This is a genomic window from Syntrophobacterales bacterium, assembly GCA_019429105.1.
In the GTDB taxonomy this organism is placed as follows: Bacteria; Desulfobacterota; Syntrophia; order Syntrophales; family UBA5619; genus DYTH01.
This window is the reverse complement of the sequence record JAHYJE010000003.1, coordinates 92,467-108,331: the sequence shown is the minus strand read 5'-3', so window position 1 is coordinate 108,331 and position 15,865 is coordinate 92,467. Positions and strand designations below refer to the sequence as shown.

15 protein-coding genes are annotated in these 15,865 nt (G+C 55.7%); 4 read left to right on the top strand and 11 right to left on the bottom strand.

Translation table 11 applies throughout. From position 1 onward, the window contains the following. Window positions 1-60: 60 nt before the first annotated feature. The 8 genes from panB to pgeF form a co-directional block, all read right to left on the bottom strand. The gene (gene panB, locus K0B01_02045; protein MBW6484920.1) at window positions 61-897 is read right to left on the bottom strand and encodes a 3-methyl-2-oxobutanoate hydroxymethyltransferase; all 837 of its coding nucleotides are present in this window, start codon (window positions 895-897) and stop codon (window positions 61-63) included. Between the two features lie 42 nt (window positions 898-939). Continuing rightward, the gene (gene hisD / locus K0B01_02040; GenBank protein ID MBW6484919.1) at window positions 940-2,229 is read right to left on the bottom strand and encodes a histidinol dehydrogenase; all 1,290 of its coding nucleotides are present in this window, start codon (window positions 2,227-2,229) and stop codon (window positions 940-942) included. Between the two features lie 43 nt (window positions 2,230-2,272). Further along, window positions 2,273-3,523, bottom strand: coding sequence for a UDP-N-acetylglucosamine 1-carboxyvinyltransferase (gene murA, locus K0B01_02035; protein ID MBW6484918.1), 1,251 nt, complete (start codon window positions 3,521-3,523; stop codon window positions 2,273-2,275). 52 nt (window positions 3,524-3,575) lie between these two features. Next, on the bottom strand, window positions 3,576-4,424 hold the full coding sequence (gene prmC, locus K0B01_02030; GenBank protein ID MBW6484917.1) for a peptide chain release factor N(5)-glutamine methyltransferase: 849 nt from the start codon (window positions 4,422-4,424) through the stop codon (window positions 3,576-3,578). Between the two features lie 38 nt (window positions 4,425-4,462). Then, window positions 4,463-5,533: a peptide chain release factor 1 gene (prfA, locus tag K0B01_02025; protein ID MBW6484916.1), complete on the bottom strand. Its 1,071-nt coding sequence runs from the start codon at window positions 5,531-5,533 to the stop codon at window positions 4,463-4,465. Between the two features lie 207 nt (window positions 5,534-5,740). Continuing rightward, window positions 5,741-5,953 carry a 50S ribosomal protein L31 gene (rpmE, locus tag K0B01_02020; GenBank protein MBW6484915.1) on the bottom strand — a complete coding sequence of 71 codons (213 nt, stop codon included), beginning with the start codon at window positions 5,951-5,953 and terminating at the stop codon, window positions 5,741-5,743. A 232-nt stretch (window positions 5,954-6,185) separates the two neighbouring features. Next, window positions 6,186-7,433: a transcription termination factor Rho gene (gene rho / locus K0B01_02015; GenBank protein MBW6484914.1), complete on the bottom strand. Its 1,248-nt coding sequence runs from the start codon at window positions 7,431-7,433 to the stop codon at window positions 6,186-6,188. A gap of 298 nt (window positions 7,434-7,731) precedes the next feature. Next, window positions 7,732-8,529, bottom strand: coding sequence for a peptidoglycan editing factor PgeF (gene pgeF, locus K0B01_02010; protein MBW6484913.1), 798 nt, complete (start codon window positions 8,527-8,529; stop codon window positions 7,732-7,734). Between the two features lie 374 nt (window positions 8,530-8,903). Between pgeF and K0B01_02005 the strand changes: the two genes are divergently transcribed. Further along, window positions 8,904-9,128: a hypothetical protein gene (locus K0B01_02005; protein MBW6484912.1), complete on the top strand. Its 225-nt coding sequence runs from the start codon at window positions 8,904-8,906 to the stop codon at window positions 9,126-9,128. 9 nt (window positions 9,129-9,137) lie between these two features. On the opposite strand, the gene K0B01_02000 is transcribed toward K0B01_02005, so the two are convergent. The 3 genes from K0B01_02000 to K0B01_01990 are packed head-to-tail and all read right to left on the bottom strand — an operon-like array spanning window position 9,138 to window position 12,903. After that, window positions 9,138-10,145: an RluA family pseudouridine synthase gene (locus K0B01_02000; GenBank protein MBW6484911.1), complete on the bottom strand. Its 1,008-nt coding sequence runs from the start codon at window positions 10,143-10,145 to the stop codon at window positions 9,138-9,140. Between the two features lie 52 nt (window positions 10,146-10,197). After that, window positions 10,198-11,625 (bottom strand): L-seryl-tRNA(Sec) selenium transferase, encoded by a 1,428-nt coding sequence (gene selA / locus K0B01_01995; protein MBW6484910.1) that lies wholly within the window; start codon window positions 11,623-11,625, stop codon window positions 10,198-10,200. A 36-nt stretch (window positions 11,626-11,661) separates the two neighbouring features. Further along, window positions 11,662-12,903, bottom strand: a complete 1,242-nt coding sequence (locus K0B01_01990) for a coproporphyrinogen III oxidase family protein (GenBank protein ID MBW6484909.1) — start codon at window positions 12,901-12,903, stop codon at window positions 11,662-11,664. A gap of 247 nt (window positions 12,904-13,150) precedes the next feature. Between K0B01_01990 and def the strand changes: the two genes are divergently transcribed. From def to K0B01_01975, 3 genes are all read left to right on the top strand, one after another. Then, window positions 13,151-13,717, top strand: coding sequence for a peptide deformylase (def, locus tag K0B01_01985; GenBank protein MBW6484908.1), 567 nt, complete (start codon window positions 13,151-13,153; stop codon window positions 13,715-13,717). 77 nt (window positions 13,718-13,794) lie between these two features. After that, window positions 13,795-14,859 (top strand): mechanosensitive ion channel family protein, encoded by a 1,065-nt coding sequence (locus K0B01_01980; protein MBW6484907.1) that lies wholly within the window; start codon window positions 13,795-13,797, stop codon window positions 14,857-14,859. A 395-nt stretch (window positions 14,860-15,254) separates the two neighbouring features. Beyond that, on the top strand, window positions 15,255-15,857 hold the full coding sequence (locus K0B01_01975; protein ID MBW6484906.1) for an XRE family transcriptional regulator: 603 nt from the start codon (window positions 15,255-15,257) through the stop codon (window positions 15,855-15,857). The last annotated feature ends 8 nt before the right edge of the window (window positions 15,858-15,865 follow it).

Sequence of the window (15,865 nt, the reverse complement as noted above, 5' to 3'; positions counted from 1 at the left end):
CCCCTTTTCAGCAATACCGGACCAGCTGTCTGGCCGGCAGAGGAAAATCCCGCCGGCCGGCTACTTCCCTGCCAGTTTTGCCGCCTCTCCCTCCGCCATCCGGTAAACATGCTCCTCGCCGGGAAAGGCGCCCTTGCGGACATCCTCGCTGTATGCGGCAAAGACCTTGCGATACTCCTCGGCGACATTGCCGTACCGTTTGACAAATTTGGGGGTAAACGCCTGAAAAAGCCCCAGAATGTCCGAACAGACCATGATCTGGCCATCGCAGTCGCCGGCGCCGATCCCGTAAACCGGGACAGGAACATTTCTGCGTATCGCCGCGGTTACCTCGGGAGGCACTCCCTCCACAAGCACCGAGAAGGCCCCCGCTTCACATACCGCGATCGCGTCCTCGACAATCGCCTCTGCCGCCGCCGCTGTACGTCCCTGGGCCTTGAATCCCCCCAATGCGCCCGAACTCTGCGGAGTCAAGCCGATATGTCCCATCAAAAGCATGCCGCCATCAACGATCGCCTTGATAACCGGTGTTACCCGTTTGCCGCCTTCCAGTTTGAGGCAATCCACCCCGGCCTCTTTGTAAAACCGGATCGCGTTGCGGCAGGCGTCATCGATCCCGGCATGGTACGACCCAAAAGGCATGTCGCCGATGACAAGGGTCTCCGGGGCTCCCCTGCGCACCGCTTCGGCATGGCAGATGCATTGGTCCATGGTGACCGGAACAGTGCCGGGATAGCCATAGACAGCCATCCCGAGGCTGTCGCCAACCAGCAGCATGTCCATCCCCGCCTCTTCGGCCAGCTTGGCGGTCATATAATCGTATGCGGTCATCAAGACGGCCTTGCGCCCCTCTTCCTTCATTGTCTGCAAATCAAAGCGTGTCAGTTTTTTCGCCATTGGTGTTCCTCCCCTCAAAATAAATACACTCGTTTTTTCGCCTCAGGCTTTCAGGCGCAAGCGGACGGAGCGTCCGTGCCCGTAAAGCCCCTCAAGATCGGCAAAGCGGGCGGTCGGCTCTCCATAACGCGCCAGCGCCGTTTGCGAAAAGGACAGGACGCTGGTGCGCTTGAAAAAATCATAAACGCCCAGCGGCGAGGCGAAGCGGGCGGTTCCCCCGGTGGGCAGAACATGATTCGGCCCCGCCATGTAATCGCCCAGAGCCTCGGGCGCGCTGGCGCCTAAAAAAACCGCTCCGGCGTTGCGCAGACGGGGCAAATATGCACGCGGATTTTCCACCATCAATTCCAGATGTTCCGGGGCGAAACGGTTGGCCAGGATTATCGCCTCGTCAAGATCCCGGGTAATGATCGCGGCCCCGTAATTTTGCAGCGCCCGGGCGGCGATCTCTTTCCGCTCCATCTGCGTCATTTGCCGGCTGAGCTCCGCGGCCGCCTCGCGGGCGAATGCCGCGTCCGGCGTCATCAGCACCGCGCCTGCCATTTCGTCGTGCTCCGCCTGCGCCAGCATATCCGCGGCCGCATAGGCGGCATTGCCCGTTTTATCGGCAATGACAAGCACCTCGCTGGGGCCGGCAATCATATCGATCCCCACCTGGCCAAAAACCATTTTTTTGGCAGCCGCCACGTACCGGTTGCCCGGGCCGACTATCTTGTCCACACGGGGGACCGATTCGGTCCCGAAGGCCAAGGCCGCAACCGCCTGGGCGCCGCCGATCTTGAAGATGCGGGTGACTCCGGCAAGCTTTGCCGCGGCGGCGATCAAGGGCGGCAGCACCCCGTCCCGGCAGGGGGTAGTCAGGATGATCTCGGTCACTCCCGCAATCCGCGCCGGAATCGCCGTCATCAAAACGGTAGAGGGGTAACAGGCCCGTCCGCCCGGAGCGTAGATCCCTACCCGTTCCAGGGGCCGGACCAATTGTCCCAGTTCCACCCCCTCCTCATCGTTGACAAACCAGCTTTCCTGTCGCTGACGCTCGTGGAACCTGGCAATCCTTGTGGCGGAAAGATTAATAATCTCAATCTCTTCAGGAGTAGCATGCTTCGCCGCGGCCTGCCACTCCGCGGCGGAAACCTCCACCGTCGCGGCGGCAACGGCAAACCCATCCCAGCGGGCGGTATATTCGAAGAGGGCCTCATCCCCGCGGACGCGGACAGCTTCCACAATAGCCCCCACCGCACTCCAAAGCTGGGTGTCAAAAACCTGGCCGCGGCCCGTCAACTGTTTGAAATATTCCTCAAATTCCCCACTGTCAGCTTTAATTATCCTCATAATTTCCAACTCGTTCCTGATTTCCCGAAATTCCCTCCGTCAATCACCCGGGGATGCGTTTAATGTCGGCGCCCAGGGCGGAAAACTTCTTTTCGATCTGCTCGTATCCCCGGTCAATATGATAAACACGCGAAAGTACGGTCTTTCCTTCCGCGGCCAGGCCGGCCAAGATCAGCGACGCCGAGGCGCGCAAATCGGTTGCCATCACCGGCGCCCCGTGCAGTTGCGGAATTCCCCGCACAATCGCGCTGTTGCCTTCGATAACGATGTCCGCGCCCAGCCGGATCATCTCGCTTACATGCATAAACCGGTTTTCGAAAACTGTTTCGGTGATGACGCTCAGACCCTTTGCGATCGTCATCATCGCCATGATCTGCGCCTGCAGATCCGTGGGAAAGCCGGGGTGAGGCATGGTCTTTACGTCCACGCTTTTCACCTGTTTTTTGCCTTGCACCCGAAGGTTGCCATCCTCAATTTTTATCTCCATTCCTGTTGCGAGCAGCTTGGCCGTCAGCGCTTCGAAATCGCGGGGCTCGCAATCGAGAATCCGGATATCTCCGTTGGTCATTCCGGCCGCAATAATAAACGTGCCTGCCTCGATCCGGTCCGGGATGACCCGCGCCTCTGCCGGGTGGAGTGCTTTCACCCCTTCGATCGTTATGACGTCGCTGCCCGCCCCGCGGATTCTTGCCCCCATCCCACTGAGCACCCCGGCTAAATTGACAATCTCCGGCTCGCGCGCCGCATTCTTCAGCACAGTTGTCCCATCGGCCAGTGTCGCCGCCATCATGATGTTTTCCGTGCCCGTAACCGTTGGGGTATCAAAATAGATCGTCGCCCCTTTCAGGCGCGAAGCCTTCGCCTCGATGTACCCATCCTTCAGCTCCACCTCCGCCCCCATTTCCCTGAGCGCCTTTACATGGAGATTTACGGGTCGGGCGCCAATCGCGCAGCCGCCCGGCAGAGAAACCCGCGCCTCGCCCCTTCTCGCCACAAGGGGACCGAGCACCAGAACCGAGGCCCGCATCTTCCGGACAAGATCATAAGATGCCTCACAACTGGTAATTTCTCCGGCGCTTATCATTAAAGTTTCGCCGCCTTCGCTTTTTACCCCCAAGCTCGCCAGCAGGGTGCGGATCGTCTTGATATCCTCCAGATCGGGGATGTTGTGAAAGGTATTCCAGCCATCGACGAGGAGCGCCGAGGCCAGCACCGGCAGGGCGGCATTCTTCGCCCCGCTGATCCGCACCTCGCCCTGCAGCCTCCGCCCGCCGATAATCTCTATTTTATCCATTATTATTCCCCCGCCCCGGCAATTGACTCTTGATATTCTAAAGCCTTATACCCTATCTCTTGCTTGCCGACAAGACACGATCCATCCCCCCGTAGTCGCTGCGGCAAAAGATGTCCGCATAGCTGCCCTCTTCCCTTAACAAGGAACTAACCGCGTCTTGCTGCTCCTCGCCTATTTCCATGAAAATACGACCGCCCCGCTTCAAATGGCGCGGCCCGGCCGCGATAATTTTCCGGTACAGCGCCAATCCGTCCGGGCCGGCAAGCAGCGCCTCGCGTGGCTCAAAATCGCGGATTCCCCCCGGCAGCAACGAGTATTGTTCGGCAGTTATATAGGGAGGGTTGGAACAGATGACGTCAAAATTGCCGGGAATGTCCGGGAAAACATCCGCCTGCTGAAAATCAATCCTCCCGGCCACGCCGTGATAAAGGGCGTTGCCGTAGGCCACGGCCAGCGCTTCTCGAGAAATGTCTGTCGCCACAATCCGGGCTTCCGGAAGTTCGCTGGCCAGCGCGATCGCAATTATGCCGCTTCCCGTTCCGATATCGCATACCCGCAGATTGTTTCCGGGGGGACGGTAAAAACGCAAAACCTCTTCGATCAGGCATTCCGTTTCCGGCCGCGGAATCAGCACGGCGGGATTCACCGTAAAGCGGAGGCCCCAAAACTCCTTCTGCCCGATTATGTAGGAGACCGGCTCGCCCTGCTTCCGTCTTTCCAGGAACCCCGTGAAAGCAGTCCTCTGTTGCTCAGTTAGTGTGCGCTCCGGATATGCCAAAAGCTGGGCGCGGTCGATCTTCAGCAGATGCATCAGTAGCAGATCGGCGTCAAGACGGGGGGAAGCGCTGCCGCAGATCGCGAGCTCGGAAGCAGCGCCGGCAAGGAGCGTTTTAATGTTCATGACTTCCCGCAAACTATGTACAGGTTAAGGAAATTTATTTAAGGGGCCGCCTTGTTCAGGGCATCCGTCCGAAAATGGGCAGTCAGCGCATCGAGCATAAATTGGATATCGCCGCTCAGAAAACCTTCGAGATTGTAGGAGGTCATCCCAATCCGGTGGTCGGTCACCCGGCCTTGGGGGTAATTGTAGGTTCGGATCCGTTCGCTGCGATCCCCGCTTCCCACCTGGCTTTTGCGCGTTTCCGATATTTCGTCGTCATGTTCCCGGACGGCGATATCGAGCAGCCGGGAACGAAGAACGTTCATCGCCTTGTGTTTGTTCTTGAGCTGCGATTTTTCATCCTGGCAGGTGACGATCATCCCCGTCGGCAGGTGGGTGATGCGGACCGCCGAATCCGTGGTGTTAACGCTCTGACCGCCATGACCGCTGGAGTGATAGACGTCTATTCGCAAATCGTTCGGGTCGATGTTCAGCTCGACCTCATCCGCCTCCGGGAGAATGGCCACAGTGACCGCGGAGGTATGGATCCGCCCCTGCGCCTCCGTCACCGGCACTCTCTGAACTCGGTGCACGCCGCCCTCATATTTAAGCCGACTGTAGGCGCCCTGCCCGGCAATCAGGGCAATGATCTCCTTGAAGCCTCCCATGCCGCCGGAGGGCGTGCTGCTGATGATTTCCACCTTCCAGCCGGAGGCTTCCGCGTAACGGGCGTACATCCGGAAGAGATCCTCGACAAAGAGGCCCGCCTCGTCCCCGCCGGTGCCGGCGCGAATCTCCAGAAAGACATTTTTTTCGTCGTTGGGGTCGCGGGGCAGCAAGAGAAAATTCAGCTTTTCTTGCAGGGTTTCCACGGATTCTTTCAACCGAGGGAGCTCTTCCCGGGCAATCTCCTTCAATTCTTCGTCGTTACCCTGCAGGAGCGCCTGATCCTCCTGCAGCAGGGAAACGGCTTTTTCATATTGGCGAAAGGTCTCGACCAGCGGCAGGATATTGGAATGCTCCTTGGCGTATTTCTGGTACAGACCGGCATTCCCCAGGACAGCATGATCGCTGAGCAATTGTTCCAGCTCCCGGAGCCTGGCTTCAATTTCCTTAAGTCTTGAAAACATCGCATCCCACTATTAAAATTAATCGAGTTCATCCGCTGACTGAAGCCAGTCCGTTCCAGACACAAACAGCCGGCGACTGTCACCGGCTGTTTGTGTCTGGAACGTTATTTGGCAAAGGCAGCAGCCCACTGTTAAAACCCTCCGTTCCGGCTAAGGCCGGAAGTGGAGGGAATCCGTTGGGAAGGCGGCGCCTATAACGATAAAGGGTTACGCCTTTTTCTCAAATCCCGCATACTTGCGGTTGAACCTCTCCACCCGTCCCGCCGTATCGACAATCTTCTGCTTTCCGGTCATGAAGGGATGGCACTGGGAACAGACTTCCACCTTGATATCCTGTCTGGTTGACCTGGTCGCGATAACATTTCCGCAAACACAGCTTATCGTTGTTTCCTTATATTCGGGATGAATTCCCTGTTTCATGTCTGTATGTCTCCTTTTAATTAATCTTGGCTTCCGGCTTTTTCCGCCTTCGGCGCTTAGTATAAACCATGCAAAAAATACCCGCTCCCCTGCTCAAGCAACATCACCCTTGCCAAGCGGGCGAATTGGGGATTATAGTCATTTAAAATTGAATTTCAAGCACTTTTTATTCGCCCCTCGGCAAATCCCCATCCTGACTGCGTTGAGGCCCCCGGAACTTGCAAAAAACCGCTTACGAATTCATCGAATCGAGGAATAATTTATTGTTGTCCGTCTTGCGAATCTTGTTGATGATGAATTCCATGGCATCCACCGGATTCATCTCCTGGAGCAGTCTCCGCAATATCCATACCCGGTTGAGATTGGCCTTCGGGATGAGCAGCTCTTCCTTCCTCGTTCCGGAACGGATCAGATCGAATGCGGGGAAAACCCGCCTATCGGCGATGCGGCGGTCAAGGTGCAGTTCCATGTTCCCGGTCCCCTTGAACTCCTCGAAGATGACCTCGTCCATCCGGCTGCCGGTATCAATCAGCGCAGTGGAAATGATCGTCAGACTGCCGCCGTTTTCTATGTTCCGGGCCGCCCCGAAGAAGCGCTTGGGCTTATGCAGGGCGTTGGAATCCACCCCGCCGGAAAGCACCTTCCCGGAGGGGGGGACAACCGTATTGTAGGCACGGGCCAGACGGGTAATGCTGTCTAAAAGGATGACGACATCCTTTTTGTGCTCCACGAGCCGTTTGGCCTTTTCTATAACCATCTCTGCAACCTGTACATGGCGGGTAGCCGGCTCGTCGAAGGTGGAGGAGATCACTTCCCCCGCCACGCTGCGCTGCATGTCCGTTACCTCTTCGGGCCGTTCATCGATCAAAAGCACCATCAGCACAACCTCCTTGTGGTTGGCGGTGATGCTGTGGGCGATGTCCTGCAGAAGAACCGTCTTCCCGGCGCGCGGCGGAGAAACGATCAAACCGCGCTGCCCCTTGCCGATCGGGGTGAAGAGATCCATGATGCGCGTGGAGAAATTCTCCGGATCGTGTTCAAGATTCAACTTTTCTTCCGGGTACAGCGGCGTCAGATTGTCGAACAGAATTTTGTCGCGCGCCGCTTCCGGACTCTCGAAATTGACATCATCGACCTTCAGCAGCGCGAAGTACTTTTCCCCCTCTTTGGGGGGCCTTACCTCGCCGGAAACAGTATCACCCGTTCGCAGACTGAATCGTCTGATCTGCGAGGGCGAAACGTAGATGTCGTCCGGGCTGGGCAGGTAGTTGTAATCTACGGCCCGTAAAAAACCGAATCCGTCCGGCAGTATCTCCAGGACGCCTGAGCCCGAAATAACGCCGTTCTTTTCGGCCTGCGTTTGCAGGATAGCGAAGATCAGATCCTGCCTTCTCATGCCGCTGGCGCCGGGAACATCCAGCTCCTTGGCCATTTTTGTCAATTCACTGATAGGTTGTCTTTTAATATCTTCGATGTGCATTTTTTTTGCCTGTATAGTTGATTATTAACGAGATGCCGGATGGCACCCACCCCGTGCGGAAAAGCGAAGCTTAATGTTTATAGAGCGCTTTCGATCTCTTTTCGGTTCTTTCCATCAAAATAACTTAGATTTTATAGAAAACGATTTATATAAGAAGTGCACCGAAATATTACGAATCCCTGTTTGATAGTTTGATAAATGGATTTTATTTTAAGGGAGGAGCAACGCTTGCCTCTCTGATTTTGCAATAGGCTATACCCAAACATTACCAACTGTCAAGCATTTTTTATTGCAGCGCTCAATTAATCATAATGAGGGTGAGCTGCCGGCCTTCGTCTTTTCCCCGGGCGGCGCGATGAGAAAAAAACAACTCCCGCCGGCAGGCTGTGCACATTGCGGATGTCATGATGTTATTTGCAGGAATTCCGGCTTCCCTGAGCTGAACGCGATTGGCAAGCGAGATATCGAACATCCAGCGCTCCTTTCCCCTGCGCTTGCGAAAAAACCGCTCCGTTTTTGTCCTGCCGGCAAAAGCCTCATAGACCGGAGCATCGACCTCATAGCAGCAGGAGGCGATTGCCGGCCCGACAAGGACAATTATATCCTCCCTTTGCGAGGCAAAGCGCCGCAGAAAGATGTCGATCATTTTCGCCGCGATTCCAAGCGCCGTTCCCCTCCATCCGGCATGAGCCGCCCCCGCTACCCGGAGACGGCGGTCAAAAAAGAGCAGCGGAACGCAATCGGCTGTTTTTATACCCAGGGCAATCCCCGGGCGGGCGGTAACCAGTCCGTCGCCTTCCGGCATGGGCAGCGGCAGAGGTTCATCCTTGCCTATCTCGATTATCCTGTCGCCATGCACCTGCCTGCACATGACCAGTCCGTTTGGGGGAATAGCAAACTCCCTTTTGACAAGTTCAAGATTTTCCTTGACGTTTTCTTCCGTGTCTCCAACCAGCTCGCCGACATTGAGGCTTTCAAATCCTCCCCGGCTGACGCCTGTCCGGCGCGTGCAGAAGGCGTGGGTTGCAAATGCAAGCCCTTGAATTCCCTGTGCCTCCAGATACCCGATTCGCCCTCTGTTCGCCAACCTAAACATTTTTTCCCCTTGCCTGCCTGATGGTCCCGCTGATGCCGCATTTCACCAGGTCAATATCTGTAGTTGCGAAATCAGTGTAGGCCAGCAGCTCCTGAGTCCGTTTTTTCATTGATTCTGTTTTCACAACTGCCCTTATGCTGTTTCTTATAAATCTTTTCATACCCAAAAGGGAAGGGTAATATTATGGCAGCATTACAATCTCTGTGTGAAATATTTGGTGTCCACTATTGACGACTTACCTCAAAATCTATAAAGTATGAGTATCAAGCTTCGCTTTCCGGCGGCGACCGGAAGGATGATGAAACATTTTCGCCTTTTGAGATAACGTAACCATCGAGCGGACCCAATGGCGCGGGGGACGCCTCAGGAAGGAGGTGGTAATTAATTTAGAGAGAATTCAAGCCAAGGACAAGGATATCATTGTCCATTGCGACACAGGCCACGAGCAGAACAAGGCCCTTTCGGTTCTCCGGATGCTCGGCTACAAGGCTTTTGACATGAAGTGGGGCATGATGTCCTGGAAGACGCTCCCTCCGACAGGGGTGACTTTAAAAGCAATAGAGGGTTCCATACTGAACAACTATCCACTGGAAAAGTAACAGAAGGAATTAAAGCAGAACTTGCTTCCGGAGCGAAGCGCAGAGAACCTCCATATCCTCCGGCAGCGGCGAAAGAAATTCCATCCTTTCTCCGGTAACCGGATGGGAAAACGAGAGGCGCCAGGCATGAAGCGCCTGACGTGAAAAATTTTTCATTATGAACCGGGCGGTTGCATCCTTGACAGAGTTGCACCGCCCGGTTTTTCCATACACAGGGTCCCCGACAACCGGGTAGCCGATATCCGCCAGGTGTACCCGAATCTGATGGGTACGCCCGGTTGCGATATCGACATCGAGAAGCGCCGACTCCCTGTAACGCTCGCGAACCCGCCAGAGGGTAAGGGCGGCGCGACCGTGTTTGCTTTTGGTGGACATTTTCTTGCGGTCAGAAGGATGCCTGCCGACAGCAGCCTCGATTATTCCCGCTTCAGCAGAGGGCAGACCGTAAACAACAGCCTGATAGGTCTTTTTTACCTCGTGGCGCTTGAACTGACCGGCGAGGCCCAGGTGGGCATCATCCGATTTGGCCGCCACCATCAATCCGGAGGTGTCTTTGTCGAGACGGTGGACAATCCCCGGGCGGAGCACACCGCCTATTCCGGAAAGATCACGGCAATGAAAAAGCAGGGCATTGACAAGGGTTCCTCCCCAATGGCCGGCCGCCGGATGGACAACCATGCCGGCAGGCTTGTCAATCACAATGAGAGACGCGTCCTCGTACACTACAACCAGTGGAATATCTTCAGGCAGGGCTGCGGCATAGGGGCTTGCCTCGGGAAACTCTATCCGGACCTCGGCCCCGGCCTTCATCTTCTGACCGGCACGGCAGGGGCGGCCAGATACAAGAACCCTTCCTTCGGCAATAAGCTTCGCAATTCTGGTTCGAGTTATCCCAAGCCCTTTTCCGGCAAGCAGCAGATCGAGGCGAACTCCTTCCTCTTCCGGGGACACCGGAAAGCGGGCCTGTCTTTGTCTTTCTCCGGAAAGCGAGGCTGTATTTTCATCGGGTGCGTCCATAAATTATCCGTTTCCCCGGATGCCCTTCGTCCCGCCGCAAAAAGTCCCTCCGTCACCGGTTGCCATTTTTGCTTTGCCTCAAAACCCCCTGCAGCCCAGCACAAATATCTTTGAAATCCACATCCCGCAGAGTTCTTGGATCGAGCAGCACCTGGTCGTCGGCAACGCGGACAATCACCGGCGGGTCGCTCTTACGAAGCCCCCGTTCTATCTCGGCCGCCGAACAACAATCTGCCCTGATGCCTACAAGCGCCGTTTCCATGCCCATGACCGGCAGCGATCCTCCCCCGGCCATCGAAAAACCGCCCACCAGCCGGATTTCTACCCCCGCAGGGCAATGCCGCCGGAGCAGGGACCGCAGTTTTTTCGCCCGCTTCTCGACAGCAGCCACGGATTCAGTCAGCGCATGCAGAACCGGAATATCCGCAATGGCCTCGTCGGGGCGAAGATATTTGACCAGCGTCCCTTCCAGGGCGGCGAGGGTCAGCTTGTCAATCCGCAACGCCCGGTTAAGGGGATTTCTCGCAATTTTTTCCAGAAATTTTTTCTTTCCGAGAATGATTCCCGCCTGTGGGCCGCCCAGGAGTTTGTCGCCGCTGAAGGAAACAACATCAACCCCGGCGGCAAGACTGTCCCGCACCGTCTGCTCCCGCTCCCGGCCGTAACGGTTCAGCTCGATGAGACAGCCGCTTCCCAGGTCCTCGACAACGGGAACACCGTGTTTTTTCCCCAGCTCCACAAGCTGGCGACGATCCGTCTCTTCGGTAAATCCGACAATCTTGAAGTTGCTGGTATGTACCTTCAACAGAATGCCCGTATCCGGGCAGACAGCCCGTTCGTAATCGGCAAGCCTGGTGCGGTTAGTTGTTCCCACTTCCACGAGGCGGGCGCCGCTTTTCTCCATGACATCGGGAATGCGGAATGCGCCGCCGATTTCGACCAGCTCGCCCCGGGAAACAATCGCCTCCCGGTTCAGGGCAAGGCTGTTCAAAACAAGCAACACTGCGGCGGCATTGTTGTTGACGACCAGGGCATCCTCCGCCCCGCAGAGCGCGCACAAAAGCCCCTTGACATTGTCATAGCGAATGCCCCGCTCACCCTTTTCCAGGTTGTATTCAAGGTTGGAGTAGCCGGAGGCGACCTCGAGTACCCGCTCCATCGCCTCCCGGCAGAGGGGCGCCCGGCCAAGATTCGTGTGCAGAATAACCCCCGTCGCGTTGATCACCCGGCGCAACCGAAAGCGACGATACCCGGCAATCGCCTTCAGCGCCTGGTCAGCCGCCTGCTCCGGGGTCGGCAGCGGGCGCAGCTCGTCCCCTCCCTGGATAATTCGTCCCCGCAGTCCCTCAACGACCGTCCGGCAGACATCCCTGAGCATCTCCCGCGAAACCCCCACTGCCGCTTCCTGCTTTTCGATCCTCAAGAGCAAATCGTCTATTTTCGGAAGATCGCGCAGCAACTCCTGTTTCCGTTCATCCATTTTCATCCCTCGCAATCCTGCCACTGGCAGCGACCGTCACATTTTAACCTGTTCCCGGCAATAGTCCCTGAAGTTATTGACGGAGATAAAGAATTCCCGCATCAGGACAACCCAGAAGTACCTTCCCCGCTTAGTCAGGAGAAATTCCGGGTTTTTCCAGGAAAAGGCGCCGGCCAGGTAAAAGGCTGCTATATCCGGCCAGAGCAGACGAAACGCAGTGCCGTACTTCTTTTTCAGCTCCGTGATATTCAGCCTGGTTCCAAAGAGCTTCATCAGAAAATCATACCTGATCCTCTCTTTTTGCGAAAAAACGCGGGAGACCAGCAGCGGCGACGCCCCTTTTTCCATCCTTCCGATATAGTCCCTGATATCGAAGGTGTTGGCGTAGGAAACACCGCCCAGATAGCCGATGGCGCCGCTGCCAAGCCCGGCGTACTCGTCGTAATCAACGATATACTCGTCAATCATCGCCTTTCCCCGCGAGAAACACCATGCCGAAGAAAAGCGATATGTCGGCGCAAGCCGTCCGGCAATCTGATGGTAAAACCGCCGTTCCTGGCCGTAATCGACCACACCTAGACTGCCTTCAACCTTCCTGCGCGTTGAAGCCGATACCATCAAGGGGTACCAGGTCGTTTGATCCACCCCGAGCTCAAGGAGAATGTCCAGGTCCCGATCCAGCATCCGGGCGGTTTGCGTCGGAAAATTGAAGATCATGTCGGCGTTGAGCGTCTCAAATATTCCCAGCGTGTTGCGAATCCGCTCCTGCACCTCGGCGCTCGTTCCGTAATCATGCCGCTCCATCCTTTTGAGGAGACCATCGTCAAAGCTCTGAATGCCGACGGAAAGCCGGTTCACACCGGCCAAGCGCAAGGAGCTCAGACGTTCCCTGGTCAGGTGGTTGGGATTGGTTTCCACCGAGATCTCGCGAATCCCGAATGTCTGTCTGGCAAAATCAATGGTCCTGGTCAGCTCGTCGATCAGGACTGTCGGCGTGCCTCCTCCCACGTACAGGGAACCGAATTGGTAGCCCATATCGCGATAACTGACTATTTCCTTGCGCAGCGCCTGGAAATAGTCGCGGCAAAGCGTCTCCTGAAAGACAACCCGATGAAAGGAACAGTAGGGACAAAGCCGCTCGCAAAACGGAATATGCATGTAGAGCATCCGGGGCTGTTGATCCGCCGGTGGCGGAATATGGGGCGTCTCGCCTCCCTCAAAGCGCAGCGACCGGGAAAATTCCCGCCGGGCCTGCGCTGCAATAATGGAATCTATCAATTTCCAGCTCCCTTATATTTTTTTACGGCAGGCGCCTGCCCGCCTTTCCCTTTTGCCGCATGAACAACCGTAAGCGGCGATAAAGCATCCGGAAACTAACAGAGCTTTGCGGATTCTGCAAGAAGCTAATTTGAAATTTTCTTGAAATGCCGTAGGCGTGGTGCTATAGACATCCCTTAAAATCAAGCGCCCGGCCTCTGCAAACCCCGATAGTTGCCTGCGGACCTGGGCAAAAAAGGACACGTCAATGACCGTGCAGAGAGTCCTTACCCTCTGGGACGAAGGACAGATAATCGAGGACGACACCCGTATCTTGAGGGCGCCTTCGCTGGAGGCTCCGCTGCCCTTTAACGCGGAAGTCATCGAGGCAATCCGCGCGCTCTGGGAAACCTTTCTTGACCGGGATGATTCCGTAGGGCTGGCCGCTCCGCAGATCGGAATAAACCTCCGGATAATCGCCGTCCGGACCAGAAACTTCGACGTCAAGGAACGCGAGCAGCGCCGGCTGGATTCCGAAATCCTTGTCAACCCGAGGATCACCCAGACCAGGGGGGAGCTGGCAGCGCTGGAAGAAGGCTGCCTTTCCTGTCCGGGGGTCAATATCGAAGTCAGCCGTTTCCCGGAAATAAAAGTCCGCGCTTTTGACGACGCAAAGGGCAAAAAACTCAACCGGCGCTACCTCGACTTCGCGGCTCGCGTCGTCCAGCATGAAATAGACCACCTCGACGGCAAACTCATCGTCGATTACGAAGGCCCCGTTTACGCCTCCAAAAAATACCACAATTTTCTGCAGACCTACTTCGATAACCGCTGAAGGCGATGTTTTCATATGAATATTTAACGTCGCCTTCTATAACGATTTCCCCCTGGGAACAAAAACGGAAATAACCCATGAAAACTTTTTTTGCCGGATACCTCGAAAAATCTGTTGATATATTGATCATGCTCGCTATCGTGGGCATCTCCATGGCCGTTGGCTATTTTCTCCGCCGACAGGTGCTCGGCAGGCTTTCCCGATGGGCGAAAAAGAACGATTCTCCGACGGGCGACATCATCTTTTCCGCCATCAAATCCCCGTTTATCGTGCTGAGCGTGATGATGGGAACCTACCTCGCGCTCGAATTTTCGGACCTGTCAAAAAAGCTGGTCGATAAGGCGGAGCAGGGGCTCTCGATCCTCGCGATCGTCGCCGTCGCCCTGGCCGCGGCGAATATCCTCAGCGGCTACATCCGGATGCGCGCCGCCAAAATCGACTCGCGCCTGCCGGTGACAAGTCTCACCGAAAACATCATCCGGATCACCTTTTACAGCGTCGCGGCGCTGATCATCCTGAATCAGCTTGGCATTTCGATTGCCCCGATCCTTACCACCCTCGGCGTCGGCGGCCTGGCAGTTGCGCTCGCCCTTCAGAACACCCTCTCCAATTTTTTCGCGGGATTCAACATTATTGTCGCCAAACAGATCAAGGTAGGAGACTTTATAAAGCTCGACTCTGCCGATAGCGGTTACATTGAAGACATCGGGTGGAGATCGACAACAATAAGGACCTTGCCGGGAAATTACGTCCTTATCCCGAACGCGAAGTTGGCGGAAATGATCGTGACCAATTACAATCTGCCGGAAAATGATCTGGCAGTCATTGTGCAATTGGGGGTGCATTACACAAGCAATCTGGAGCAGGTGGAAAAAGTCGTCCGGGAGGTGGCAACGGCCGTGATGCAGGATGCGCCAGGCGGGGTTCCCGCTTTTGAACCGTTTATCAGGTACCACACGTTTGACGCCTCAAGCATAAATTTTTCGGTTATCATGAGGGCGCAGACCTTTGTTGACCAATACGCGATCACACATGAATTCATTAAAAGAATACACCGCCGTTTCGCCCAGGAAAAAATAGTGATCCCTTTTCCGATCGTCGCGTTGAACACCGGACAAGAGGGCGGTGCTGCCAGTTCATAAACGGGGAGGAGCAATCCCTGCCCAAAAGGGCTTGACAAAAAACAGGGGAAGCAGATATATCCAGACAGCGCTCGGGGATGTTGGCAAAACGCCCCGTTTGTCATTGCGGGCCCCCAAACTCCCGCATATAAACCGTGCCCGCGGCTTCCCTTATTTGAGGCCGGCGACAGTAGAGCGCAATAAATTTTATCCTTAGAGGCAATTGCAAAACTCTCACATTCTGTCATTCCCGCAATGATTTTAAGCGGGAAAACGAAGTTTAATGTTCATAATCTGGTTCTAACTGCTTGAAAAACCGTATTCCCGATAGAAGCATTGTGTACATTAAGCTCCGCTTTCGGGAATGACAAATAGTTTTGCAATTGGCTCCTTAAATATATTAGTGAGGTGAAGACATGACTCAGGAGCAAGATGCCCGTTCAGCGGCCGTGGAGCTCGGAATCGGCCGGAAGCTGCAAAACCTTCGTGAAAGGAATCGCCTTACCCTCGACGATCTTGCCGCCAAAACCGGCCTCGCGCGGGAACTGCTTGCCGATATCGAAAAGGGTGAATTCGTTCCGCCGGTAGCAACGCTTTTGAACGTCGCCCGCTCCCTCGGCGTGGAAATGGCCCATTTTTTCAAGGACGACGAACCGGAGCTGAAAATCTCGCTTACCCGCCAGGCGGACCGAATCCCCATCCGGCAGCGGCCCCACCACCGGGAAGGCGAGGTGGATTACATCTACGAAGCGCTCGAAACCCGCAAGCAGGACAAGCACATGGAACCGCTCCTCGTGTCTTTTCAGCCGCTCTCCACCTCGGAAATGGTTTTTACCAGCCACGACGGGGAGGAGTTCACATATCTGCTGGAGGGACGGCTGGAATTCAGAACCAATGACCGGGTTGAAATACTGGAATTGGGCGACACCCTGTACTTTGAGTCGGCGCAGAACCACGCCTTCCGGTCGCTTGACGGCAAGCAGGCACGGGCTCTGGTAGTCGTCTGGAACCGCAGTTAGATTCAGGG